Origin of the sequence: Tahibacter aquaticus (genome assembly GCF_004363655.1) — a bacterium.
Lineage (GTDB): Bacteria > Pseudomonadota > Gammaproteobacteria > Xanthomonadales > Rhodanobacteraceae > Tahibacter > Tahibacter aquaticus.
The window spans coordinates 76,211-100,607 of the sequence record NZ_SNZH01000002.1 but is presented as its reverse complement, the minus strand read 5'-3'; the positions used below and the strand labels follow the sequence as shown (position 1 = coordinate 100,607).

The 24,397-nt window shown below is 66.2% G+C and carries 20 protein-coding genes; 6 read left to right on the top strand and 14 right to left on the bottom strand.

Annotated features, from left to right (window positions below; translation table 11 throughout):
* Positions 1–14 precede the first annotated feature (14 nt).
* Positions 15–353 (bottom strand): P-II family nitrogen regulator, encoded by a 339-nt coding sequence (locus DFR29_RS03305; RefSeq protein ID WP_133817143.1) that lies wholly within the window; start codon positions 351–353, stop codon positions 15–17.
* A 67-nt stretch (positions 354–420) separates the two neighbouring features.
* Entirely contained in the window at positions 421–1,824 is a 1,404-nt protein-coding gene (locus tag DFR29_RS03300) for a GntP family permease (protein WP_133817142.1), read from the bottom strand.
* Positions 1,825–2,184: 360 nt separating this feature from the next.
* Between DFR29_RS03300 and DFR29_RS03295 the strand changes: the two genes are divergently transcribed.
* The 3 genes from DFR29_RS03295 to DFR29_RS29600 all read left to right on the top strand — a co-directional run bounded on the left by DFR29_RS03295 (position 2,185) and on the right by DFR29_RS29600 (position 9,669).
* Entirely contained in the window at positions 2,185–4,428 is a 2,244-nt protein-coding gene (locus DFR29_RS03295) for a TonB-dependent receptor (protein WP_208113498.1), read from the top strand.
* Between the two features lie 225 nt (positions 4,429–4,653).
* On the top strand, positions 4,654–7,986 hold the full coding sequence (locus tag DFR29_RS03290) for a PAS-domain containing protein (protein WP_133817141.1): 3,333 nt from the start codon (positions 4,654–4,656) through the stop codon (positions 7,984–7,986).
* A gap of 24 nt (positions 7,987–8,010) precedes the next feature.
* Complete coding sequence (locus DFR29_RS29600) at positions 8,011–9,669, top strand: TIGR02452 family protein (protein WP_208113497.1); 1,659 nt, start codon at positions 8,011–8,013, stop codon at positions 9,667–9,669.
* Positions 9,670–9,901: 232 nt separating this feature from the next.
* Here the strand turns inward: DFR29_RS29600 and DFR29_RS03275 are convergent, their stop codons facing one another.
* Positions 9,902–10,561, bottom strand: a complete 660-nt coding sequence (locus DFR29_RS03275; protein WP_133817139.1) for a response regulator — start codon at positions 10,559–10,561, stop codon at positions 9,902–9,904.
* A 21-nt stretch (positions 10,562–10,582) separates the two neighbouring features.
* Positions 10,583–11,347, bottom strand: a complete 765-nt coding sequence (locus DFR29_RS03270; RefSeq protein WP_133817138.1) for a 3-hydroxybutyrate dehydrogenase — start codon at positions 11,345–11,347, stop codon at positions 10,583–10,585.
* Between the two features lie 193 nt (positions 11,348–11,540).
* On the opposite strand from DFR29_RS03270, the gene DFR29_RS03265 reads away from it, so the two are divergent.
* Positions 11,541–13,394, top strand: a complete 1,854-nt coding sequence (locus DFR29_RS03265; protein ID WP_243745949.1) for a D-(-)-3-hydroxybutyrate oligomer hydrolase — start codon at positions 11,541–11,543, stop codon at positions 13,392–13,394.
* A gap of 94 nt (positions 13,395–13,488) precedes the next feature.
* On the opposite strand, the gene DFR29_RS28965 is transcribed toward DFR29_RS03265, so the two are convergent.
* The gene (locus DFR29_RS28965) at positions 13,489–13,752 is read right to left on the bottom strand and encodes a hypothetical protein (protein WP_166653840.1); all 264 of its coding nucleotides are present in this window, start codon (positions 13,750–13,752) and stop codon (positions 13,489–13,491) included.
* Between DFR29_RS28965 and DFR29_RS03260 the strand changes: the two genes are divergently transcribed.
* Positions 13,667–14,950 (top strand): spherulation-specific family 4 protein, encoded by a 1,284-nt coding sequence (locus tag DFR29_RS03260; protein WP_166653846.1) that lies wholly within the window; start codon positions 13,667–13,669, stop codon positions 14,948–14,950. The genes DFR29_RS28965 and DFR29_RS03260 overlap by 86 nt on opposite strands.
* Before the next feature lie 164 nt (positions 14,951–15,114).
* Here DFR29_RS03260 and DFR29_RS03255 read toward each other — a convergent pair whose 3' ends face one another.
* On the bottom strand, positions 15,115–17,262 hold the full coding sequence (locus tag DFR29_RS03255; RefSeq protein ID WP_133817136.1) for a SpoIIE family protein phosphatase: 2,148 nt from the start codon (positions 17,260–17,262) through the stop codon (positions 15,115–15,117).
* 105 nt (positions 17,263–17,367) lie between these two features.
* On the opposite strand from DFR29_RS03255, the gene DFR29_RS03250 reads away from it, so the two are divergent.
* A complete protein-coding gene (locus tag DFR29_RS03250; RefSeq protein ID WP_133817135.1) occupies positions 17,368–17,790 on the top strand; it encodes a hypothetical protein in 423 nt (140 codons plus the stop codon).
* A 156-nt stretch (positions 17,791–17,946) separates the two neighbouring features.
* Here DFR29_RS03250 and DFR29_RS03245 read toward each other — a convergent pair whose 3' ends face one another.
* The 8 genes from DFR29_RS03245 to DFR29_RS03215 all read right to left on the bottom strand — a co-directional run bounded on the left by DFR29_RS03245 (position 17,947) and on the right by DFR29_RS03215 (position 24,200).
* On the bottom strand, positions 17,947–18,708 hold the full coding sequence (locus tag DFR29_RS03245) for an ABC transporter permease (RefSeq protein WP_133817134.1): 762 nt from the start codon (positions 18,706–18,708) through the stop codon (positions 17,947–17,949).
* Positions 18,705–19,631 (bottom strand): ABC transporter ATP-binding protein, encoded by a 927-nt coding sequence (locus DFR29_RS03240; protein ID WP_133817133.1) that lies wholly within the window; start codon positions 19,629–19,631, stop codon positions 18,705–18,707. Before DFR29_RS03240 ends, DFR29_RS03245 begins: the two co-directional genes overlap by 4 nt.
* Positions 19,632–19,818: 187 nt before the next feature.
* The gene (locus tag DFR29_RS29900; RefSeq protein ID WP_341829846.1) at positions 19,819–20,199 is read right to left on the bottom strand and encodes a hypothetical protein; all 381 of its coding nucleotides are present in this window, start codon (positions 20,197–20,199) and stop codon (positions 19,819–19,821) included.
* Positions 20,112–20,825 (bottom strand): hypothetical protein, encoded by a 714-nt coding sequence (locus tag DFR29_RS29895; protein WP_243745947.1) that lies wholly within the window; start codon positions 20,823–20,825, stop codon positions 20,112–20,114. The genes DFR29_RS29900 and DFR29_RS29895 overlap by 88 nt, the downstream gene beginning before the upstream one ends.
* Positions 20,767–21,048, bottom strand: a complete 282-nt coding sequence (locus tag DFR29_RS03230) for a hypothetical protein (RefSeq protein WP_133817132.1) — start codon at positions 21,046–21,048, stop codon at positions 20,767–20,769. The genes DFR29_RS29895 and DFR29_RS03230 overlap by 59 nt, the downstream gene beginning before the upstream one ends.
* Before the next feature lie 152 nt (positions 21,049–21,200).
* Positions 21,201–22,241 (bottom strand): RNA 3'-terminal phosphate cyclase, encoded by a 1,041-nt coding sequence (rtcA, locus tag DFR29_RS03225; RefSeq protein ID WP_133817131.1) that lies wholly within the window; start codon positions 22,239–22,241, stop codon positions 21,201–21,203.
* Positions 22,242–22,271: 30 nt separating this feature from the next.
* Positions 22,272–22,964 carry a hypothetical protein gene (locus DFR29_RS03220; protein ID WP_133817130.1) on the bottom strand — a complete coding sequence of 231 codons (693 nt, stop codon included), beginning with the start codon at positions 22,962–22,964 and terminating at the stop codon, positions 22,272–22,274.
* A 12-nt stretch (positions 22,965–22,976) separates the two neighbouring features.
* Positions 22,977–24,200: an RtcB family protein gene (locus DFR29_RS03215; RefSeq protein ID WP_133817129.1), complete on the bottom strand. Its 1,224-nt coding sequence runs from the start codon at positions 24,198–24,200 to the stop codon at positions 22,977–22,979.
* Positions 24,201–24,397 lie beyond the last annotated feature (197 nt).

Sequence of the window (24,397 nt, the reverse complement as noted above, 5' to 3'; positions counted from 1 at the left end):
GCTACTGCGCCGCCCTACAACGCCTCGCCGTCCATTTCGCCGGTGCGGATGCGCAGCACCTGGTCGAGCTGGTAGACGAAGATCTTGCCGTCGCCGATCTTGCCCGTGTTGGCCGACTGCATGATGGCCTCGACCACGCGGTCGCACATGTCGGCGCTGACGGCCACTTCCAGCTTGATCTTGGGCAGGAAGTCGACCACGTACTCGGCGCCGCGGTAAAGCTCGGTATGACCCTTCTGCCGGCCGAAGCCCTTCACCTCGGTGACGGTGATGCCCTGCACGCCGACTTCGGCCAGCGCCTCGCGCACATCGTCGAGTTTGAAGGGCTTGATGATGGCGGTGATCATCTTCATGGCGGTTCCTTGCGCGCAAGCCGTGGGGTCGGCGCGACTATAGCCCAAGCCATGTGCGGCGAAAGCGCTAGACGAGTCCGGTCAGATAGAAAGTGACGATCACCACAAACACCGCCAGCGTCTTGATCACAGTGATGGCGAAAATATCCTTGTAGGCCTGGCGATGGCTCAGCCCGGTGACGGCAAGCAAGGTGATCACGGCGCCGTTGTGGGGCAAGGTGTCCATGCCGCCCGAGGCCATCGCGGCCACGCGGTGCAGTACTTCCATCGGAATGCCGGCCGCGTTCGCATTGCTGATGAAGGTGTCGGCCATGGCCGCCAGCGCAATGCTCATGCCGCCAGAGGCCGAACCGGTGATGCCGGCCAACGCGGTGATGGTGACTGCCTCGTTGACCAGCGGGTCGGGAATCGCCGCCAGTGCCTGGGCCACCACGACGAAACCCGGCAGCGCGGCGATCACCGCGCCGAAACCGTATTCCGAGGCGGTATTCATCGACGCCAGCAGCGCGCCGCCGATGGCGCTGCGGCTGCCTTCGACAAAGCTGGCGACGACCGGCTTCCAGGCCAGTGCCAGCACACTGAGAATGCCGACCAGCAAGGCACCTTCGACCGCCCAGATCGCCGCGACCTTGGCGATTTCCTGTACCACCGGCGCGGCCTTGCCCATCGCTGCCGGCACGAATTCGTGGCTGCTGCCGTAGTAGGCGCCTATCCAGCCGGTCAGCAGTTTGTTGCTGATGCCGACCAGCAGCAGCGGCAGCAGGGCCAGCAGCGGATTGGCCAGCTGCGTGCCGGTGAATGCGGCCGGTTCGTTCAGCAGATTGGCCGCCTCGCCATAGCCTTCGCCGGCGGCCAGCGCCGTGCGCCGGCGCCATTCCAGATAGATCAGTCCAACGGCGAGGATGAACACCGCGCCGATGCAGCCCAGCACCGGCGCGGCCCAGGAATTGGTGCCGAAGAACGTCGACGGAATGATGTTCTGGATCTGCGGCGTGCCCGGCAGCGCATCCATGGTGAAGGTGAACGCGCCCAGCGCGATGGTGCCCGGGATCAGGCGCTTGGGAATATTGCTCTGGCGGAACAGCTCGGCCGCAAACGGATAGACCGCGAATACCACCACAAACAGCGATACGCCGCCGTAAGTGAGCAGGGCGCAGACCACGACGATGGACAGCATTGCGCGCTGGGCGCCGAACAGGCGGATGGTCGCGGCGACGATGGATTTGGAGAAGCCCGACAGCTCGATCAGCTTGCCGAATACCGCGCCGAGCAGGAATACCGGAAAGTACAGTTTTAGAAAACCGACCATCTTGTCCATGAACAGGCCGGTGAACATCGGCGCGACCAGGCTGGGGTCGGTCAGCAGCACCGCACCCAGTGCCGCCACCGGTGCAAACAGGATCACGCTGTGGCCGCGGTAGGCCACCCACATCAGAAAACACAGCGCGGCCAATACGATAAGAAAAGACATTCCGGGTTCCTGGCAGGATGTGGAGCAGGGGCGTTCCTGCCCCGACCCGCTGCGACGCCATCGCAGCCAGCGCCGCGCGACGCCGCGAGTGTCGGGAACGCCTCCGTCACGGCCCATTGTCCGAAGGTACGATGCCGCGCCCGGCGTGGCGGCCCTAGCCTCTGCGGACAACGGCGGCAGGGGTCCGCTGGGCACCGGTGCCGGCCAATCCGACGATTTCGGCAACAAGGCAGCGCTGCCGGCGCTTTCGCCGCAGTGCTGCATGCCGCCCGCTCGGGTCCGGCATGACGGTTGGCTGCGCCACCCTGCGCAAACCGGTTGCCGAATCGACGAAACACCACATTTTCAGGAGTCGCAGCAATGAAGCGGATCAAGCGCAACTGTCTGGCACTGGCAATAAGCTGCGTATTGCTGGCGCCGATGGCCTGGGCCAGCGAGGAAAGCGAGAGCGCGGCGGAAACCGCCAGCGCCGCCGCCGACGAGACCCAGGCGGGCGATAGCGGCGGCAGTTCCGCCACCACGCTGGACCGCGTCACCGTCACCGCGCGCAAGCGCGAGGAAACCCTGCAGGACGTCCCCGTCGCCGTCACCGCGTTTACGGCTGACGCGATGGAAAAGCTCAATGTCGAGGACATCGGTGACCTCGACGCCCAGGTGCCCAATCTCACCATCTACGCCGCGCGCGGTTCTTCCAGCACGGTTACCGCGTATATCCGCGGCATAGGCCAGTCCGATCCGCTCTGGGGCGTCGATCCGGGCGTCGGCATCTATCTCGACGATGTATACATTGCGCGTCCGCAGGGCGCCCTGCTCGACGTGTTCGACGTCGACCGGGTCGAAGTGCTGCGCGGCCCGCAGGGTTCGCTGTACGGCAAGAACACCATCGGCGGCGCCATCAAGTACATCTCCAAGGGCCTGCCCAAGGAAGCCGACGGCTATGCCCAGCTGAGCGTGGGCAACTACGGCCAGCTCGACATGAAAGGCGCCTTCGGCGGTCCCATCGGCGGCAGCGACAGCCCGGTGCGTGCGCGCCTGGCTGTGGCCAGCCTCAACCGCGACGGCTTCGGCGAAAACCTCACCAACGGCGCGCCGGTCAGCGACAAGGAGATCAACGCCTTCCGCGCCAACGTCGGTGCCGACATCAGCGACCGTTTCGACGTGCAGGTTGCATTCGACTGGATGGACGACCAGTCCGGCGTGCGCGGCGCGAAGATGCTCGCGCCCAACCGTTTCGCGCCCACCTTCGTGCCGCTGGACGACCGCTATGACATCCGCAGCGGCATGCCCAACGTCAACGACACCAAGATGAAAGGGGCCTCGGCCACGGCCAACTGGCGCGCCAGCGACAGCTGGGCTTTCAAGTACATCTTCGCCCGGCGCGATTCCGACACCGAAACCAATATCGATTTCGACACCCTGCCGAACAAGATCGCCGACGTGCGCGCGCTGTATCGCGACAAGCAGACCACCAACGAAGTACAGGCCAATTTCGACGGCGGCGGCAAATACCGCGGCGTGATGGGCATCTACAGCTTCGATGGCGAAGCCGGCGGCCAGGTGCTGAACAATTTCTTCAATGCATCCTTCGGCGATACCCAGGGCACGGTGTTCACCAAGAGCATCGCCGCCTACGCCGACTGGACCTTCGACCTGAGCGAGCGTTTCTCCCTCGATGCCGGCGCGCGCTGGACCGACGAGGACAAGCACGCCGTCGTGCTCAACCGCGGCTATACCGATGCCACCTTCACCACGCCGACCACCACCGTGGCCAATTTCAACCGCACGGTGAATTTCACCAACGTCTCGCCCAAGCTGGCGCTGGACTACAAGCTCAGCGACAGCACCATGCTCTACGGCGTGGCCTCGCGCGGCTTCAAGTCCGGCGGTTTCAATATCCGCGCCAACTCGGTCGCCGTGCCGCGCTCGGCCGAACCGTTCGACGACGAAAAGGTCGACAGTTTCGAAATCGGCAGCAAGATGTCCCTGGCCGACCAGACCCTGTTCCTGAATTTTGCGTACTTTTATAACAAGTATCAGGATATACAGCTGTCCGTGTTCACCGCCTTCGACAGCAACGGCGACGGCATCGACGACGCCTTCTTCGGCGATTTCACCAACGCCGGCCGCGGCCATGTGCAAGGCCTGGAAATGGAATACCAGTGGCTGCCGAACGAACACTGGCTGTTCAGCGGCAACCTGGCCTGGCTGGACGCCAAGTACGACGAGTTCATCAACTCCGGCGTGAACGTCGCTGACAGCCAGAAGTTCACCAACGCGCCGCGCTTCTCCGGCGCGGTCAACCTGGAATACCGCACCGACCTGGCCAGCGGCGGCAACCTGTCGGCGCGCCTGGGCTATGCCTACCAGAGCGAGGTCTGGCCGACCACCGACCTGAGCCCGGCGATCCGCCAGGACGGCTACGGCCTGCTCAACGCCGGCGTGATCTGGCGCGTCAATCCGCAGTGGAGTTTCTCGCTGCAGGGTACCAACCTGGCCGACAAGGAATACCGCACCACGGGCTACAACATCCCGGTGCTGGGCGTACTCACGGGCTTCTACGGCGCGCCGCGCCAGTACACGCTGAGCGCGCGGTACAACTTCTGAGTCGAGGCTGCACCAGACGGCGCAATTCGCTGCGCTCATCGGCACCCTGCGACGGCGGACTTTGGCCTGCGTGGGTGCCGATGAGCGGACGCGAGTCGCCCCGCAAGCTGTCGACGCCGGCTTGAACGGCAAGCCTCTGCGGCGCGATGGATTCGCCGCCGCGTCGATGCCTTTCTGTGCCAGCCGGCGCGCTACCATGCCCCGTCGCCCCGGGGATACGAATACATGCTGAGTGTAGGCCTGGTCGTACTGGCCTCGTTGCTGTGGCTGGGCGCGCTGTTCGGCGTGGCGCTGTATGCCGAGCGGCGTCCGGCCGGCCTGGCCCGCTACTGGCCGTATGTCTACGCGCTGTCGCTGGCCGTGTATTGCACCTCGTGGACGTTCTACGGCACCGTGACCCAGGCCGCGCGCTACGGCTGGCCGCTGCCGCCGACATTCATCGGCACCATCCTGCTGTATGTCTTCGCCGCGTTCGCCCTGGTCAAGCTGGTGCGGCTGGCACGTGCCTCGAATGCGACTTCGCTGGCCGACCTGATCGCCACCCGCCTGGGCAAGGATTCCTGGGTCGCTGCCGTCGTCACCGCGGTCGCCGCGTTGGGCCTGGTGCCGTATATCGCGCTGCAGCTCAAAGCCGTCGCGATGAGCTACGCCATGCTGACGCGGTCGCCGGCTACCGTATCGCCGTCACTGTGGCAGGACGGCGCGCTGTACGTGGCCCTGGCCATGGCCTTGTTTGCCATGCTGTTCGGCACGCGCCGGGTCAGCGCGGCGGAGCACAACCGTGGCCTGGTGCTGGCGATCGCCTTCGAATCGTTGTTCAAGCTGGCCGCCATGCTGGCCCTGGGCATCTTCGTGGTATGGGGCCTGGAACTCCCGCCGCAGCCCCTGCCGGAACCGGCCCGGCCCATGGCCGGCGGCTTCCTGCCGCTGGTACTGCTCGGCGTGCTGGCCATGTTCACCTTGCCACATCAGTTCCATGTCGGCGTGGTCGAGTGCCGCGACGAATCGCATGTGCGTACCGCGCGCTGGCTGTTTCCGCTGTACCTGCTGCTGATCGCGCTGCCCCTGTTGCCGCTGGCGCATGCGGGCGATGCACTGCTGGCGGCGCAGGGCTTGTCGCCGGACCTGTACGTGCTGGCGCTGCCGCTGTCGCAAGGCCACGAAGGCCTGGCCCTGTTCGGTTTTCTCGGCGGCCTGAGCGCAGCGACCGGCATGGTCGTGGTCAGCACGCTGACCTTGAGCCTGATGATCGGCAACCACTGGCTGGCGCCGGGCCTGCTGCGCAGCAGCTGGCTGCATTCCGGCGGCGGCGACCTGCGCGGCACGGTGCTGCTGCTGCGCCGCGTCGGCATTGTCGCGATCATGCTGCTGGCCTGGGCCTACAACCGCCTGATCGCCGGCAACGAGGCGCTGGCCGACGTGGGCGCGGTATCGTTTTCCGCGTTGGCTACATTGACACCGGCCCTGGCGTTTGCGGTATGGCGGCCGCAGACGCCGCCGCGGGCGGTCATCGCCGGCATCGCCGCCGGTTTCGCCCTCTGGTGCTGGGCCCTGCTGGTGCCGCTGGCCGCCCAGGTGCGCGGCGTGGCGCCGGACTGGCTGTCGCAGGGCCTGTACGGCTGGCCCTGGCTGGCGCCCGATGCCTTGTTCGGGCTGACCGGCTGGAGCCGGCTCGGCCGTGCCGTGGCGGCGAGCCTGTTCGTCGGCACGGCGGTCACCGTGTTGGTAGCGGCCTGGCGGCCTGGCCAGCGGCGCCAGCAGACCGGTTTCGACCTGCGCGCCCTGCGCAATGCCGGCCGGCGCTTCCTGCCGGAAAACCGCCTGGACGAGCTGCTGCGCGAAGCGCCCGCGCGCGGGCCCGTGCCCGCGGCCATCGAGGCGCAGCTGGAACATGAACTGGCCGCCGTGCTCGGCAGTGCTTCGGCGCGGCTGTTGCTACATACGGCGCAGCGCCAGGCCGGGCCCGACCTGGATACCGTCGCCGCCATCGTCGGCGAGGTCTCGCAGGACTTGCGTTTCAACCAGCGCCTGCTCGAAGCGGCCCTGGAAAACATGAGCCAGGGCATCAGCGTGGTCGACGCACAGCTGCGCCTGGTCGCCTGGAACCGACGCTATGTGGAAATGTTCGGTTTTCCGGAAAGCCTGCTGCGCGTCGGTGCGCCGGTGGCCGACCTGGCTGCCTGGTCGCTGGCGCGCATGCCGCATCGCGGCGACGCGGATCTGGCACTGCAGCGGCGCCTGGCCTTCATGCAGGCGGGCACGCCGCATCTGTCCGAGCGTGTGTTTCCCGATGGCAGCATCGTGGAGATTCGCGGCAACCCCATGCCTGGCGGCGGTTTCGTCGCGACATTTACCGTGGTCACCGCATTCCGCCGCGCCGAGGCGGCGCTGATCCAGGCCAACGAAACGCTGGAACAGCGCGTGGCCGAGCGCACCACCTTGCTCGAACACGCCAAGCGCGAAGCCGAGCACGCCAACGAGGCCAAAAGCCGCTTCCTCGCCGCGATCGGCCACGACCTGCTGCAGCCGCTGCACGCCGCCCACCTGTTCACCGAGGCGCTGGGCCAGCAGGCCAGCAGCAGCCAGCGCGAGCTGATTGCGCAGACCCGGGGTGCACTGGATTCGACCACCGACCTGCTGACCGGCCTGCTCGACATGTCGCGCCTGGAGGCCGGTGGACTTTCTGCACAATTGCGTGATTTCCCCTTGGCCGAAGTGCTCGATCCGCTCGCCTCGGAATTCCGTGCCTTGGCGGCCGAGCGCGGCCTGCGCCTGCGCTATCGCGCCACCGGGGCCTGGGTGCGCAGCGATCCGCAGCTGCTGCGCCGCGTGCTGCAGAACTTTCTTGCCAATGCGGTGCGCTATACCAGCCAGGGCAGCGTGCTGCTGGGCCTGCGCCGGCGCGGCGGCCGGCTGCTGGTGGAGGTCCACGACACCGGCCCGGGCATTGCGGTGGCACAGCAGCGCGTCATCTTCGAGGAATTCCGCCGCGGCGACGACGTGGCCGGCCCCGGCCTGGGCCTGGGCCTGGCGATTGCCGAACGCATGGCCCAGCTGCTCGACGTGCCGCTGCACCTGCGCAGCCGTCTTGGCCAGGGCACCGTATTCGGTATCGAACTGCCGCGGGCCGCTGCACCGCCGCGGGGGGAACCCGCCAGCGCTGCCGCGGCGCGCCAGCGTCTTGCCGGCATGCATGTGCTGATCGTCGACAACGAAGCGCCGGCGCGCGAAGCACTGGGCCGCCTGCTGCGCGGCTGGGGCTGCGAAGTAAGCGCCGCGCGCGACAGCGACAGCGCACAGGCGCTGTTGCGCCAGCAGCCTGCCGACTTGTGGCTGTTCGACTACCATCTCGACGACGACGACACCGGCGTTGCCGTGTACGAACGCCTAAGTGCCGCCTTCGCACCACGCCCCGCGCTGGTCATGAGCGCCGATGCCGGCGAAGCCGTGCGCAAGGCGGTCTATGCTGCCGGCCTGCCGCTGCTGATCAAGCCGCTCAAGCCGCTGGCGCTGAAATCCGTGCTCGATCGCTTGCTGGCCGCGCGCAGCGTGAGTTAGCCGCACTACAAAATCGGAAATCTCATGAACCGACAGCAGCGCCTGGACATTGCCGCCGAAACCGTACGAATCGTCGAGACGGGGCACTACACCGCGGCCAATGGCCGGCGAAACGACATCGCCGCCGACGTGGCGGCCTGTGTCGCCGCAACGCAACTGTTCCAGCCGGCGGACCTGCAGTCAGTGCAGGCGCGCATGCTGGCAGAGCCGGCAACTGCCACGGCGATACGCATCGAGGTCGTCAACGAAACCACGCTGGAAGGCGTGGCCGCGCTGCTGGCGCAGGGCGATGCGCCGCTCGCGGCGCTGAACTTCGCCTCGGCCCGGCAGCCCGGCGGCGGCTTTCTCAGCGGTGCGCAGGCGCAGGAAGAATCGCTGGCACGCAGTTCCGCGCTGTATGCCTCGCTGCAGCGCGCGCCGCAGTATTACGAGCAGCATCGCCGCTCGCCGTCGCTGCTGTATACCGACGCGATGATCCTGTCGCCGCAGTGCCCGGTGTTTCGCGACGATGCCGGCCACCTGTTGCCGCAGGCGCAGCGCGTCAGCTTCATCACCGCGGCGGCGCCGAATGCCGGCGCGATTGCCGATAACCGCCCGGACGAACTGCCGCTGATCGCCGCGACCCTGCAGCGCCGCGCGGCCTACGTGCTGGCGCTGGCTGCGGCGCAAGGTTATCGCCGGCTGGTGCTCGGCGCCTGGGGCTGCGGCGTCTTCCGCAACGATCCGCAACAGGTCGCCGGCGTGTTTGCCCAGCTGCTGCAGGGCCCGGCCCGGCCTGGCGCGGGCGTTTCGCGCAGGTGCGCTTCTCGGTGCTGGACTCATCGACGGCAAAGCCAACCCTGCGCGCGTTCGAAAGCGCATTCGGCGGCGGTGCATGAGCAACACGGGAACTTACGGCCGTCTATGCCACCCTGGCAGGGATTCGCCGCGAGGAAAACCGCCATGCGACTGACCGTCGCCGCGACGCTGCTGCTGGGCATGGCAAGTGCTTCGGCGCAGAGCACGAAGTGGACCGAAAAGAGCGTGCCCGATCCCATCCTGCCCGGCGCCAAATGCGAGGTGGCGATGCCGGGCACTTTCGGTTCTGCGATCTATGAGGCGCCGTCGAAATTCGACCAGGTGTTCTGGCCGATCACCTCGCCGGACGGCATCTGGTTCTGCCGCCAGTCGGGCTTTGCGGCCTTTGTCGGCGATTTCGACGGCATCGATGTGGAACAGCGCAGCGCCATCGCCGGTTTTCTCGCGTCCAGCTACAAGGCGCAGCGACGGCGGCCGGAACTGGCAGAACTGCTGACGTTGCTGGAAGGCTGCTACGTGCAACGCCGGCTTGCGCCACGCCAGCAGATCACGGTGCTGCGCGCGCTGGCCTACCAGCACGAACAGATGGGCAACCTGTCTGCGGCGGAAAGCCGGCGCTCGGAAGCCCTCGACCTGATCCTGGAACAGCTGGAGGGCGATGCGCTGGAGCCGCCGCAGCGGCTGGAATACCTGTTCGTCGCCAGCGTCTATTCGCGCTGGTTCCGCGAAAACGGCGAGTCGGCAAACTTTCTCAAGCAGCTGCGCGACGCGCTCAAGCATGCGGATGCAGCCGTGCCTGAAAGCTATGCGAAATACCTGCGCGAACTGGTCAAGGATGTGCCGCGCGTGCGCGCCGGCGGAAGACTGGCGCCGGGCTCGGACTGAGTCCCGCACGATGCGTTGTCTGGAATAGTATAAAGATAAATAGATACTAATTCAGTGGCGTGTGGCGGTTGGGTAAGCCACAGGCGCACCCCGGCATCGAGGTACTGCACCAGCAAAGATGCCATGCCAAAGGAATGTTCGTCGCAATGGCTGCCAGCAAACGCGTTCCTTCGGCATTTTTTTTGTCGCGGATACACCGCGATGTCGGGGTGCGCCTGTGGCTTGGCCCAACCTACAAACTCCGCGCCGGATCGGTCAGCTCCAGTTCGCGCAATACCACGCCCGCCTGGGTGCGGTTGCGCACGCCGAGGCGTTCGAAGATGGCGGTGAGGTGCGCTTTTACGGTGCGCTCCTGTACGTCGAGTCGGTCGGCAATCTGCTTGTTGAGCAGGCCTTGGGCCACCAGCACGAGTACGCGGAACTGCTGCGGCGACAGGCTGGCCAGGCGCGCGGCGAGGTCGGCATCGTGGGCGGAAGACGGTGCTCGTGTCACCGCGCTGCGCAGGGTCGCCGGAAGCCACTGCTCGCAGGCCAGCACGGTGCGGATGGCGTCGCGCAGCTCCTCGAAGCCGGAACTCTTGGGTAGGTAGCCGGCGGCGCCATGGTCGAGGGCGCGGCGCACCACGCGCGGGTCGTCGTTGGCGGAAACCACGACGACGGCGACGCCGGGATGCTGGGCGCGTATCGCCGCCAGCCCGGCCAGGCCGTGATTGCCGGGCATGTGCAGGTCGAGCAGCACCAGGTCGATGTCCGGCTCGCGCTCCAGCGCGGCGAGCACGCCGTCGAGGGAATCGGCTTCCTGCACGGTGAGATCGGCCACGGCGTCGGCCGCCGCTCCGCGCAAGGCGGCGCGGAACAGCGGGTGGTCGTCGGCAATGAGCAAGGAGGGCATGGCGCAGACGATGCCGCAGCCTTACTGCACGGTCCAGCCGCCGTCGACGTCGATGGTATGACCGGTGATATTGCGCGCCGGCGGCGAGATCAGGAACGCAGCAATGCCGGCCAGCTCGTCAAAGCCGATGAATACGCCTTTGGGCATGGGCTTGAGCATCACGTCGCTGACCACCTGCGACTCGGGAATGCCGCGGGTGCGCGCCTGGTCGGCGATCTGCTTGTCCACCAGTGGCGTCTTCACATAGGTGGGACAGATGGTGTTGACGGTGATGTCGGTGTCGGCAGTTTCCAGCGCAATGACCTTGGAAAAGCCCAGCAGGCCGTGCTTGGCGGCGACATAGGCGCTCTTGAACGGGCTGGCGACCAGGGAATGGATGGAACCGATATTGACGATGCGGCCGAAGCCGCGGGCGCGCATGCCGGGCAGCAGGGCGCGGGTCAGGCGGGCCACGCCGACCAGCATCACCTGGATGAGGAAATCCCATTTTGCAATCGGGAACTCTTCCAGCGGGGCCACATGCTGCAGTCCGGCGTTGTTGATCAGCACGTCGACCGGACGCGATACCGCGGCCAGTGCCGCGGCGACGCTGTCGTCGGAGGTGACGTCCAGCGCCAGCGCCTCGGCCGAGCCGCCGTCGGCGCGGATCTGCTGCGCGACGCTTTCCACCGCGTTGCGGTCGAGGTCGGTCAGCACGATGTGGTGGCCGGCCTTGGCCAGCTCGGCAGCGACGCCGGCACCGATGCCGCTGCCGGCGCCGGTGATGAGAATGCAGCGAGAAGTCATGCGGAGTCTCCAGAAGAAAAGCTGTGACAGCCGGATCGCCGGTGTGTCCCGGTCCGGCCCTGCGCAACCCGTTGGTAGCCGCGGCGGGCGCTGGATCCGGCTGTCACCAACAGACACAGTAGCAACTGCCCTGGGCGGCGGCTTGGTACGAAAGTACGATAGCCGAGCATAGCCGGCTTGCTAGTGTGGGCAAATGACTACCCTACCGATTCCACGTCTTCTCGCCCTGGCCCTGCTGCCGCTGCTGGGCGCCTGCGACCGCAGCCCCGCACCGGCGCCGGCGCCCGCGCCGACGGCTGTGGCCGCCACGGATGCCAAGCCAGCGCCCGCCAGTCCTACGGAGAACAGCCGCATGTTCCGCGCCCAGCGCATCAGCGAACACCGCGACGGCGACGACTTGCTCAGCGCCGGGCTCGGCCTCGACGGGTTGCGCGTCATGACTGCCCCGGCCTTTGCCAATGCCGAGGCGCCGACACCGGCCGAACTGCGCCGGCGCGCCGTGTGGAGCAACTGGCGTGGCATTGCCGATCTCGCCCCCGGCGGCGGTTTCGGCACGCTCTACGGCAGCCTGGCCAGTGTGCCGGGCCGTGAATTCCAGGCCCTGGCCGATCTGCCCGGTGCCAGCCAGCCGCACCGCGTGCTGGCGCAGATTCCCGACAGTTTCGATGCGAAGAAACGCTGCCTGCTGGTGACGGCGTCGTCGGGTTCGCGCGGCATCTACGGTGCCATCGCCGTCGCCGGCGCCTGGGGCCTGCCCAAGGGCTGCGCCGTGGCATATACCGACAAGGGCGCCGGCACCGACTATTTCGACCTGGCGGAAAAGCGCGGCGTGCGTATCGACGGCACGCTCGGCGGCAGCGACGACACGCTCGCGTTCAAGCCGGATACCAGCGCCGGCAGCGGCGTCGCCTTCAAGCACGCCCATTCCAGGGACAATCCCGAGGCCGACTGGGGCCGCCATCTGAAACAGGCGGCCGAATATGGCCTGCAGGTGCTGAGCGAGGCGCTGCCGCAGCAGGCACCGTTCACCTTCGCCAATACGCGCGTGATCGCGGTCGGTATTTCCAACGGCGGCGGCGCCGTGCTGCGCGCGGCCGAACTCGACGGCGACTGGCTGGATGCGGCCGTTGTCGCCGAGCCGAATATCTATGCCGACGCCAAGGGCTCGCGTGCGCTGTACGACTACACCACCGAAGCCGCGCTGCTGATGCCCTGCGCGCTGCCCCAGCTCGGCCTGCCCGCCGTGCCGGACCAGGCCCAGCGCTGTGCCAACGCGGTGCAGGCCGGCCTGATTGCCGGTGCCGATCTGCCTGCACAGCAGAAGGCCGCCTATGATGCCCTGCACGCCAGCGGCTGGACCGACGAAGCGCTGCGCGCCGGTTCCCTCAGCGTGATGTTCGACCTGTGGCGCGCGGTTGCAGTCACCTATGCCTCGGCCTACGGCCGCTACGCGGCCGGCGAGGCACCCTGCGGCCATTCCTTCGCGGCGGTGAACGCCGACCGCAGCGCCCGCGCCAGCAGCGCCGCCGAGCGCGCGGCCTGGTGGGCCGAAGCCAGCGGTATCCCGCCGGGTGCGGCGGTAAATATTGTGGACAAAGACCCTGCCGCGGCGCTCGCCGCGCTGAACTGCCTGCGCCAGCTCTGGAGCGGCGACGATGCGGCGGCGCAGCGCGTGAAGAAAGGTATCGCCGAAACGCGCGCCGGTCTGCCGCGCCAGGGCCTGCCGCTGATTATCGTGCACGGCCTGGACGACGGCCTGGTGCCGCCTGCCTTCAGCAGCGCACCCTATGTTGCCGCGGCCAAGGCCGCCGGGCGCGACGTGCGCTACTGGCAGGTGAAACACGCGCAGCATTTCGACGCGTTTCTCGGCCTGCCCCAGTTCGGTGCGCTGTATTTGCCGCTTCTGCCGTATGTATACAATGCGTTGGATCGCGTCGATGCGCACCTGGACGGCGCTGCGGCGCTGCCGGCCGATGCCGTCATCGCGACCACGCCGCGCGGATTGGGCAAGCCGCTGGAGGCAGCGAACCTGGCCATGCCGCAGTAGCGTACCCGGCAATGGTGCCGCCTGCCGCCCGTCGCGGGCGGCAGCGCCGGCTCGCTTCCGCCCCACTGCGAGTGCCCGGGCCGTTGTAGGCGTTTCACGGTTTTCGCAATTTATAAAAAGACCGTAGCGTACGGAGTTGTGCCGGTGCAATGCTGTCCGTCAACGCGACAGCAGTATTCGGCCAGCCCTGCATGGGTTGCATCGCGATGCGCGCCGGTGTTTCGAGCACGGCGTACATGCCGCTACTGCGAACCTTCGCAGCGGAGCGCGCCATGTACCAGCCCTTGCGTATCGCCTGTCTTGTCGTGTCGTTGCTGCTGATCGGCAGTTTGTCTCCGCCTGCTGCGGCAGATTCCATTGCCCGACCGCAGGGCAGCTCTCCCGTACGCTGGCTGGTCCCCGCCTACGGCAACCCGGATGTGTGCTGCGATGGCGGCTTGGATATGTGGCGCGATCTCATCGCACTGGCCCAGGCCCGCCCGGACGAGCTTGCCGTGATCTTCAACCCCGCCAGCGGCCCCGGCACACGCGTCGACCCGAACTACCAGAACGATGCAGGCCAAGGCCCGCTGCCCCGGCTACTGGCGACGAATGCGAGGGTGCTCGGCTACGTTACCAGCAGCAACGCAGCAAAGAGTCCGGACGCGGTGATCGACGAGATCCGGCGCTACTACCGCGCCGACTACTGGCGCGGCACGTCGCTGCGCCTGGACGGCATTTTCCTCGACCAGGTGTCCGCCGATCTCGCCAACGTGCCCGGCTACCGGCGTATTCGCGAGGCACTGCGCGCGCTGGACGCAAACGCGCTGCTGATCGGCAATCCTGGCCAGCCCTTTACCGTCAATCCGTCCCAGGCCGCTGCCACGGCGCAGCAATACGCGGCGCAGTTCGATGCGCTGGTCGTGTTCGAAGGTCATTCCGACACCTTCAGTGGCAGCTACGTGCGGCCGCCCTGGGCCGGCGGGGCCGATGCAGCGGAACTGGGCAGCATCGTCTACGGCGTTCCCACGCCGGCGCAGATGCGCGCGAACCTGCAGCGCGCCGTCGCGCGCGAGCATCGCTGGGTCTATGTCAGTGACGATCTGCCCGCCAATCCCTACGACTATCTGTCCCGCTACTGGCCGGAACAGCTGCTCTATCTGCGCACGCTGAATGCGAGTCCGCCGGCCTTTGTCGTGCCGGCAGGCATCAGCGGCAACTGGTCGCCGCCGAATCAGAACGGACACGGCTTCCAGTTCGAGATGATCGATGCCACCACCGTCACGGCGTTCTGGTTCACCTTCGACAACGCCGGCAACGAGGTCTGGATACTCGGCGTAGGCAGCATCGACGGAAACCGCATCCAAATGGACGCGATACGCACGCGCGGCGGCCGTTTTCCCCCGAATTTCAACCCGGCCAGCATCACGCGGCCGAGCTGGGGCACGCTGGACTTCACGTTCGCGAGCTGCGACCGGGCCAGTGTGCGCTGGACCAGTACCGATGCGGCGTTTACTGCGGCCGGTTCGCTGGAGTTGCAGCGGCTGACTTCAGTCGTCGGGACAGCCTGCGAGTAAGCGTTGCGCAGATCGCGCCGTTTGGACCAAAGCCTGCGGCGCGGCAGGGTGGAAACACTTGCCGCGCAATTCGCTGCGCTCATCGCGCCCTACGGGCCAGGGTGCGCTGTCGGTAGCGAAGTCGTCACCGCTGGCCGGGCGATGTGCGCTGAAGCGGCGGAATTTCAGGCAGAACCCCGCGATGCCGGAGGCACACGCGTCAGCGAAACGGCAACCAGGGCGATGTCGTCGCGTTGCGGCAAGTTGCCGCGATAGTCGGCGAGCAGCTGCTGCAGTGTTGCCGCCTGCTGTGCCAGTGGCTGCGTGTGCCAGCTCCGCAAGACGCCGGCGAGGCGGCTGCGGCCCAGGGCGATGCCGCGCGCGCCGCCGTTCTGGTCGAGAATGCCGTCGCTGAACAGGTAGTAGCGATCGCCCTCACCCAGGTCGATGTGCTGATTGGCGAAGTCCCGTTCACCGCTGCGGCGATGGCTGATGCTGCGCCGGTCGCCCTTGATCACATCGAGCGAGCCGTCGGCGTGTACCACCCACAGCGCCAGTCTGGCCGCGGCAAAGGTGAGTTTTTTGCGGCCCGGCGCCAAATGCAGCAAGGCGAGGTCCAGGCCACCGTCGCCGCTGGCCTGGCCGCCATGCTGCAGTGCCGCCACACCGCTACGCAGCTCGTCCAGCAAGGCGGCTGGATCGTCCATGCCGAGTGCATCGACCGCACGATCGAGCAGGGTCTTGGTCGCCATGGTCATGAACGCGCCGGCCACGCCGTGGCCGCTGCAGTCGCCGAGCGCGAGCAGGCAGCCGTCGGCGCCGTCGGGGTAGACCGCATAGAAATCGCCGCCTACTCCGTCGCGCGGCAGCCATAGCACAGCGCAGTCGGCGAACAGGCGCGCCATCTCGGCAGGTTTGGGCAGCAGCGAAGACTGGATCAGCCGCGCATAGTCGATGCTGTCGACGATCTTCCTGTCGGCGGCCTCCAGCAGACTGTTGGATTGTTGCAGCGCCTGGCTGCGCTGGGCGAGGGTCAGTTCCAGATTCTGTGTACGATCGGCGACGGCCGTTGTCATCCGGTTGAACGAGGCGGCGAGCTGGCCGATCTCGTCGGGCCGCTCGGGCGACACCGTGTCGTAGCGGCCGTCCGCTACCGCGCGCGCGTGCGCGGCCAGGCGTGCCAGCGGCGCCAGCACCAGCCGGTCGAGCAGACAGGAAATCAACAGAACGATGGCCAGCAACGACACGGCGAGCAGGACAAGAATCGGCCGGGACGAGGCTAGCTGCGTGACCCGGGCCGGATCGACGAGCACGATCACGGCCCAGTGGATTTCCGGCAGATAGCTGACCGCGACCAGGCGCGGGCGACCGTCGACGGTAAGTTCCCGCTGTGCCGAACCGCGCTTGCCCTCGCACGCCAGCTGCGCCAGGGCCTCGCTCAGCAGCTCGACCTGGCGTGCGTCGTGCAGCAGCGAAAATGCGCTCTTGCGCAGCGCCGAGTCCGTGTTCTGCGTGTTGGCTTGCATCGGTGCGCCGTCGGGATGGCCCAGCAATAAGCCGGCATCGTCGACCAGCCAGGTTTCCACGCCCGGATCGGTGCGGCGCACGATGTCCTCGACGAAGGACGACAGACCCAGGCGGCTGCCGCCCAGGCCCAGCTTGCGCCCGTCGCTGCTGCGCAGCGTCGCGCTGATCCAGAGCCCGGCCACACCCGGCTCTGTGCTGGGGTCGATCCGCAGTTCAAAATTGTCCACATCTTTCATCGTGGCGAAGTACCAGCCCGAGGACTTGTCGGCCGGGTTCAGCCGATGGCGCAGTTCCTTGCCGGCAAATTCGTTGGCCGCGTTGTTGGCGTAGTAATTGCGGCTGGCATCGACGACGAAGAAATAGTTCTTGTCAAGGAACAGCGTGCGATAGCTGTCCAGTTCTGCCAGGGCCTGGCGCGTCAGTTCCGGATCGGACTCGTTGTCGGCCCAGCGCTTGAGCAAGGGCGAATCGACCAGTTTCTGTGTCAGTACCTGTTCGCGCTGGATACCTGCCAGCAGGCGCTCGTGCAACTGGTTGGCGTATTGCAGGGCATAGCCGCTGCCCAGGCCGTGGACGATGCGGTCGGTCATGTACACGGAGCCCAGTCCCACCGCGGTGCCGACGCCGACGAGTACGCCCAGCACCAGCAGCAGAAAACGGCCCCGCAGGCCGCCCAGCCGAGCAGCCAGCGAAGCCGTGGTTGCCGGCGCAAGCGCGCCGCCGCAGGTGTTGTCGCCGGCGTGCTCAGTTTCGCCGGCGGGGGAGGAGACGGCAGTCTGTGGCAGCCAGCCGCTGTTGCTGTACATGAAAAGCTCTCGATGTCATGGTCATTGCCCGTATTTTCTGTATTAGCAAAATTCGCACCATTTCGAGTGACCCGGCGCCACCGCCGGCAGCCGTTATGCAGAAATGTGCGTCAACGTGAAGCCATTTCACCTTCTTTCACGTTGAGCAAACTCGTTTCAGTCGATGCGCCTGTGCCAGATACCGATGGCGCTGTGCAGCGCCGGGTGAGTGACGGTGGACGGCAGCGTTTCCAGCAATCATTGCAGGACCAAAATCATCTTCGGATCGCGCAGCTGGCCCATGTCGCTGCCGAACCTGACATTGGTCGCCGCCGTGCAGCGCACCCGATCGTAAGCTTGGTGTCGAAGCTGCCGATGGATTGGGGTGCTTGGCCGCTGCCGACGCAGGTGTTGCTGAACGACATGCTCGGCGTGGTCGGCAGGCAACGGCCGTTCAGCCCATGGCGTTGTCCGGCGATGCTGCTGTCGCGGGGGCAGGCGGAAAAGATCCCGCTGGCGCCAGCCGGCAGGGCGACACGGGCGCCGTAGACGATGGTGGAGAATTACAGGCCGCTGCTGGATTACGCCGGGGCGGCGTCGGGCGCGGAAACCCAAAAACGAGAAACTCCGTTTGGCGAAATCGCAAAATTTGTGTCCGCTGGCTGCACGGCATCGGTGCGGCGATGCCGCGCGGCCAGGTCCGTCTCAATTCTTGAGGCGGTAGCCCGTGCGGAAGATCCACCAGACGATGCCCAGGCAGACCAGCATGAAGCCCAGCGTCATGCCGAAGCTCAGGCCGGCATTGACATCGGACACGCCGTAGAAGCTCCAGCGGAAACCGCTGACCAGATAGACCACCGGATTGAACAGCGCGATCTTCTGCCACAGCGGCGGCAGCATGCTGATCGAATAGAAACTGCCGCCGAGAAAGGTCAGCGGCGTCACGATCATCAGCGGAATCACCTGCAGTTTCTCGAAGCCGTCGGCCCACACGCCGATGATGAAGCCGAACAGGCTGAAGGTGACCGCGGTGAGCACCAGGAAGCCCGCCATCCAGAACGGATGCTCGATGTGATAGTCAACGAAGAAGCGCGCCGTGATCAGGATCAGCAGGCCCAGAATCACCGATTTGGTGGCCGCGGCGCCGACATAGCCGATCACCACTTCGATCCACGACACCGGTGCGGACAGCAGCTCGTAGATGGTGCCCGACCATTTCGGCAGGTAGATGCCGAACGAGGCATTCGACGTGCTTTCGGTCAGCAGGGTCAGCATGATCAGGCCGGGGATGATGAAAGCGCCGTAGTTGACGCTGTCGACATCGCCCATGCGCGAACCGATGGCTGCGCCGAAGACGATGAAATAGAGCGAGGTGGACAGCACTGGCGAGGCGATGCTCTGCATCAGCGTGCGGCCGGTGCGGGCCATTTCGAAACGGTAGATGGCGCGGATGGCGTACAGGTTCATGCGTTCGTCCTCACCAGGCTGACGAAGATGTCTTCCAGCGACGACTCGCTGGAATGCAGATCCTTGAAGTCGATGCCTTGTTCGGACAGGCGCCGCAGCAGTGCGGCAATGCCGGTCTGCTCGGCCTGGGTGTCAAAGGTGTAGATCAGTTCGTTGCCGTCGGCCGACAGCTCCAGCGCGTAGTCGGACAGGCCGGCGGGAATCTGTGTCAGTGGATTCTGCAGCTGCAACGTAAGCTGCTTCTTGCCCAGTTTGCGCATGAGCTGGTGCTTTTCCTCGACCAGGATCAGCTCGCCCTTGCTGATCACACCGATGCGGTCGGCCATTTCCTCGGCTTCTTCGATGTAATGCGTGGTCAGGATGATGGTGACGCCGTTCTCGCGCAGGCCGCGTACCAGGTTCCACATGTCGCGGCGCAGTTCCACGTCGACGCCGGCGGTGGGCTCGTCCAGGAACAGGATGCTGGGCTCGTGCGACAGCGCCTTGGCGATCATCACGCGGCGCTTCATGCCGCCGGACAGGGTCATGATCTTGGCATCGCGCTTTTCCCACAGCGACAGGTCGCGCAGTATCTTTTCCACCAGCGCCGGATCGGCCGGCTTGCCGAACAGGCCGCGACTGAAATTCACCGTCGCCCAGACCGTCTCGAACGCGTCGGTGGACAGTTCCTGCGGCACCAGGCCGATCTTGCTGCGCGAGGCGCGGTAGTCCTTGACGATGTCGTGGCCGTCGGCCAGCACCGTGCCCGCGCTCGGGTTGACGATGCCGCAGACAATGCCGATCAGCGTGGTCTTGCCGGCGCCGTTGGGGCCAAGCAGGGCGAAGATCTCGCCGCGCTGGATGTCCAGATTGATATTTTTCAACGCGGTGAAGCCGGACTTGTAGGTCTTGCCCAGTCCGGCGATGGAGATAATGGCGGGCACGCGGATCCCTCTGCGGTGGCAATGAGGCTGATCGGACATCGAAAGAGTAGTGCATATCGCGGCGGCTGGCGCAGATGCAAGGGCCGCCCGGCAATGCAGAAATCGCGCATAGGCCATGCCCGCGGCGAGCTGGCGCGGGCATGGCCGGCATAGCCGACAGCCGCTCCGCGGCGGCTATCGGGCCAGGCTACAGACTCGCATCCATGGGCTCGCTCTCCAGCGCCAGCACGCCGAACACGCATTCGTGCACGCGGTACAGCGGCTCGTGCTCGACGAAGCGGTACAGCGCTTCCAGGCCCAGGGCGAATTCGCGCAGGGCCAGGCTCTGCTTGCCGCGCACGCGGCGCTGGCGCAGGCGCGCAAGGTTTTCCGGCGCGGTGTATTCGGGCCCGTAGATGAGGCGCAGGTATTCGCGGCCACGGCATTTGAGCGCCGGCTGCGCCAGTCCGCGCGGCCCGCGGGCCAGGCCTTCGGCCGGCTTCAGCACCATGCCTTCGCCGCCTGTCGCGGTGAGCTGTTCCCACCATGCCACGGCGGCGGCGGCGCTGGCCTCGTCGGACAGATCGATGTAGCGGTGCGCAGTGACGCGGATCGGGGCTGCATCGGCCGCGGCAAGGCGCGCGATCCCATGTGCTTTTCTTCGGCGACCAGCTCGGCCACGCCGGTATGGCGGAAGGCGGCAATCGCCTCCTGCGGCCGTTCCAGCAGCTCGCCGTCGGCAGCGGTTTCCGGCGGCGCCATGGTCGGCGGCAGGTAGACCAGCCAGCGCGGATCGGTGGCGAAGCGGCTCATCACTTCCAGCGCGGCCACGGCGTTTTCCTCGCGCACGGTGACGCGATGGAGTACGCGCGTGTCTATCACCCGCTTGCCGCTGACGTCGGCGAAGTCGAGCATCTGCGCATCGCGTGCCACCGCCGTCACGGGCGCATCGCCAGCGAACGGCTTGACCGGTGCGTAGTAGACCTGTGCCGCTGGCACGCTGACGAATTGCTTTTCCGGATAGCGCAAGGCGGTGAGGCGGCCGCTGAAGACGCAACCGGTATCGATGCAGACCGTGCGCTTGATCCATTCCGGCTCGGGCACCGGCGTGTGGCCGTAGACCACCACGGCACTGCCGCGATAGTCGCTGGCCCAGTCATAGCGCACGGGCAGGCCGAATTCGTCGGTTTCGCCGTACAGGGCGAACTGGCGCACGCGCCAGAGGCCCGGCGCTGTTCTCGCCGTTGCCGTGCACCAGGCCGACCGGATCGATATCCAGCATCAGCACGGCCGTGCAGCGCTGTGCACTGGCCTCGCTGTAGAAAACACAGGCCTGGCCGAAGGACAGGCCGAAACGCTGCAGGCGATCGGGATGCTTGGCCAGCAAGTAGCCCAGATCGGTCGCCGGCTGGTGAGTGGTGCTTAGGGTGAGCAGCATGCAGGCCCCGCGGAGTAATGCATACGAATGGAATTGTTGCCGTACGGCGCGGTTGCCGCAGGCGCGATACCGACCTGTGCGGCGGAAACGGACGGCCCGCACCTGCGTTGGCAGGCCGGGCCGTCCGTTTCAGGTACGCCGATGGTGGCGCATCAGGTTTCCAGGCTGACGCGAAAGTGCTGTTGCGGATTGCCCTGGTCCGGCGCGATGCTCACCTGGGCGGCGCCGAAGGCATGGATCACCGCCACATTGGTTTCCAGGTGCGAGCTGGGCCTGCCGGTGACGAAGCTGCCGCCGCCGGCGAGCAGCAGCGGCAACAGCAACTGGTCGGACAGGTGTTCGCCGACCGGCGCGCCATGGGCAAGATAGCTGCGCAGCTCGCGGCACGCGTTCTCGGCAACGCTTTCGGCGCTGAGCCCATGTTCGCCCAGGCCGACCACGATTTCGGTCACATTGGCATAGCTGGCCTTGAGCACCAGCGCGTTGCCCGGACCGAAGCCGGCGGACAGATCGCGCCGCGCCGATGCCGTCAGCGGCAACCGCCGCGCCGCGATTTCCAGTTCGCGTTCGCCGATATGCTGGGGCAGGCTGCGCAGCAGCGCGATCGCTTCCAGGCCGGTGCTCGCGCCGCGCTCGTGCAGGTGCAAGGGCTGCAGCGGGCCGGGACGCACCTCGACGTGTACCAGTCCGCCGCCGGCCGGAAAGAAGCCGTGCCGCTCCACCGTCATCTGCACCTGCGCACCCATGCGCGCCAGCAGCGGCAGGAATGCGTCGGCGATGAAGTCGCTGGTTGGCGCCAACATGTTGTGCGTACCGCCTTCGATGCTGATGCGGCTGGGCGCATCGGCGCGCAGCAAGGCGGGCAAGACGGTCTGCAAAACCAGCATGGTGCTGCCGGCACTGCCGACCTTGAATTCGAACTGGCCGCCGCGGATGGTGCCGGGGCGGAAGCCGATTTCGGTGGAGCCGATCTCGGCGCCTTCGACCTGCGCATTGCCGACCAGCGCCGCAGCGCGCACGCAGGCCAGGTGCTGGCGCATCAAACCCGGCTTGCTGCGGCCGGCGCGAATTTTTGTCAGCCGGAACGGCCGTCCACTCAGCATGGACAAGGCCAGTGCGCTGCGCAGAATCTGTCCGCCTCCCTCGCCCTGGGAGCCGTCCAGCAGTAATTCCGAATCCTTTTTCGTGTTCATTCCGGTCCTCCCTGCCCGGGATGATGATCCTCAGGCGTCGACGTCGTTTTTCAATCCATAGTCACGCAATTCGTTCGAGTTCAGGCTGCGCTTGCGCAGCACGATCCAGCGCTGGCCTTGCCATTGCAGGTCGAACGCTGTCTTGCTTTTTGCGTCCCACGGCAGCACGCGGATGTCGGCATCGAACCAGTTGCCTTTCAGCTTGACGCAAACCGCGTTCCCCTTCACCGCAACCACATCGCCACGCTCTGTCGGGCTGCCGTCACGCACAGGCCGGATCGAATGCGGACCTTTCCAGCGCAGCAGTCCATTGCGCGGATCCACGTACAACCCGGTGACCACGTGCGGCTGCCGCGTGCGGTGATTCGGCCGCAGCCGCTCGACGGCGCAACGTTGCTTCAGGTCGTAGTCGCAATGCAGCGTGACTTCCCGGCGTACATGGTCGAGCAGATGCTGGCCGACCGTGGTACGTGCATCGATGCTGGCACTAAGTTCACTCCATACCTTGTCCCAGGGTGGGCCGGCCTGGGCCTGCAGCCAGCGACGCAGCGGCGAAATGAGATCGTCGAAATATTTCGTGCGATGACGTTTGGGCCGGTAGTTGCCGCCAAAACTGTCTTCGCCGGCCCATTCGTGCAGGCGTGGCTTGTTGCCGCGGTGCGTCTTGCGGCGCAAGCGGCACCGCGGCCGTTCAATCAATGCCTCGTGCATATCGCTGCGCATGCACCTGCCCCTTCAACCCTTGACGCAAACCACCTGGCGCAGGGTGTGCACGATCTCCACCAGATCGCGCTGCGCCGCCATCACCTGGTCGATCGGCTTGTACGCGGCCGGCGATTCGTCGACCACGTCCGCATCCTTGCGGCATTCCACATGCGCCGTGGCCGCGCGGTGTTCGCCCAGGGTGATGCGCTTCTTGGCTTCGGTACGGCTCATCACGCGGCCGGCGCCGTGCGAACAGGAACAGAAGCTTTCCTCGTTGCCCAGGCCGCGCACAATGAAGCTCTTTGCGCCCATGCTGCCGGGGATGATGCCCAGCTGGTCCTTGCGCGCACTCACCGCGCCCTTGCGCGTGATCAGCAGTTCGCGTCCGAAATGCGTCTCGCGTTGTACGTAGTTGTGGTGACAGTTGATCGCCATTCGCGTGAGCTGGAAGCTGGGCAACTGTTTGCGCAGTACGCCTAATACGGTTTCCATCATCTGCTGGCGGTTTTCTGCCGCGTATTCCTGCGCCCAGCCCACGGCTTCCACATAGTCGTCGAACAGCACGCTGCCTTCGCTGAGGTAGGCGAGGTCGCGATCCGGCAGGTTGGCCTGCTGGCGCTGCATCTCGTTGCGCGCTCGCTCGATGAAATACTGGCCGATACCGTTGCCGACACCGCGCGAGCCCGAGTGCAGCATTACCCATACCTGGTCGTTTTCGTCCAGGCACAGTTCGATGAAGTGATTGCCGCCACCGAGCGAGCCAAGCTGGCTCAAGGGCGACTTGTGCGAAATACGCGGATGGCGTTCGACCAGGGAACGGTAGCGCTGTTCCAGGCCTCGCCAGCGCGTGGTGGCGGAATTCGGTGCGACGATCCAGTTGCCCTTGGCGCTGCGCCCGTCCACCGTGACGAAACCGTGCGGAACGGCGCGTTCCACGTCGCTACGGATACCAAACAGATTGTCGGGCAGCTGGCTGGCCTGCAGGGTGGTCTGGTAGGCCATCATGCCGCAGCCGATATCCACGCCGACCGCGGCCGGAATGATCGCGCCTTCGGTGGGAACGACCGAGCCGACGGTGGCGCCTATGCCCAGGTGTACGTCGGGCATGACGGCGATCCAGGGGCCGACGATGGACAGCTTGGCCATGTTGCCCAGCTGCCGGCGCGCGCCTTCATCCAGCGGAACGCCTTCGATCCAGGCCTTGATCGGCACGCCGCCGTCAGCGTGCAGGGTGTGATGCAGTTGGGTGCTCATGATTTCTTTCAACTCTTGGTCAGATGCAGTGAAACGACAAGGTGGTGCCAGTCACGTACGATGCTCTAACGCGCTGAGCTACGGTTCGATGGCGTATTTTCCACGCCATGTTCGCTCCGGCGGGATTCGAACCCGCGCCCCTCGCAATCCTGTAGACCGGCATGCATTCGCGGCACTGCAGCAAGCGGCGACAACGA

Excerpts from the sequence above, each read along its gene's own strand:
- DFR29_RS03305 (WP_133817143.1), bottom strand. The coding sequence starts at position 353 with ATGAAGATGATCACCGCCATCATCAAGCCCTTCAAACTCGACGATGTG.
- DFR29_RS03300 (WP_133817142.1), bottom strand. The coding sequence starts at position 1,824 with ATGTCTTTTCTTATCGTATTGGCCGCGCTGTGTTTTCTGATGTGGGTG.
- DFR29_RS03295 (WP_208113498.1), top strand. The coding sequence starts at position 2,185 with ATGAAGCGGATCAAGCGCAACTGTCTGGCACTGGCAATAAGCTGCGTA.
- DFR29_RS03290 (WP_133817141.1), top strand. The coding sequence starts at position 4,654 with ATGCTGAGTGTAGGCCTGGTCGTACTGGCCTCGTTGCTGTGGCTGGGC.
- DFR29_RS29600 (WP_208113497.1), top strand. The coding sequence starts at position 8,011 with ATGAACCGACAGCAGCGCCTGGACATTGCCGCCGAAACCGTACGAATC.
- DFR29_RS03275 (WP_133817139.1), bottom strand. The coding sequence starts at position 10,561 with ATGCCCTCCTTGCTCATTGCCGACGACCACCCGCTGTTCCGCGCCGCC.
- DFR29_RS03270 (WP_133817138.1), bottom strand. The coding sequence starts at position 11,347 with ATGACTTCTCGCTGCATTCTCATCACCGGCGCCGGCAGCGGCATCGGT.
- DFR29_RS03265 (WP_243745949.1), top strand. The coding sequence starts at position 11,541 with ATGACTACCCTACCGATTCCACGTCTTCTCGCCCTGGCCCTGCTGCCG.
- DFR29_RS03260 (WP_166653846.1), top strand. The coding sequence starts at position 13,667 with ATGTACCAGCCCTTGCGTATCGCCTGTCTTGTCGTGTCGTTGCTGCTG.
- DFR29_RS28965 (WP_166653840.1), bottom strand. The coding sequence starts at position 13,752 with ATGGAATCTGCCGCAGCAGGCGGAGACAAACTGCCGATCAGCAGCAAC.
- DFR29_RS03255 (WP_133817136.1), bottom strand. The coding sequence starts at position 17,262 with ATGTACAGCAACAGCGGCTGGCTGCCACAGACTGCCGTCTCCTCCCCC.
- DFR29_RS03245 (WP_133817134.1), bottom strand. The coding sequence starts at position 18,708 with ATGAACCTGTACGCCATCCGCGCCATCTACCGTTTCGAAATGGCCCGC.
- DFR29_RS03230 (WP_133817132.1), bottom strand. The coding sequence starts at position 21,048 with ATGCTGCTCACCCTAAGCACCACTCACCAGCCGGCGACCGATCTGGGC.
- rtcA (WP_133817131.1), bottom strand. The coding sequence starts at position 22,241 with ATGAACACGAAAAAGGATTCGGAATTACTGCTGGACGGCTCCCAGGGC.
- DFR29_RS03220 (WP_133817130.1), bottom strand. The coding sequence starts at position 22,964 with ATGCGCAGCGATATGCACGAGGCATTGATTGAACGGCCGCGGTGCCGC.
- DFR29_RS03215 (WP_133817129.1), bottom strand. The coding sequence starts at position 24,200 with ATGAGCACCCAACTGCATCACACCCTGCACGCTGACGGCGGCGTGCCG.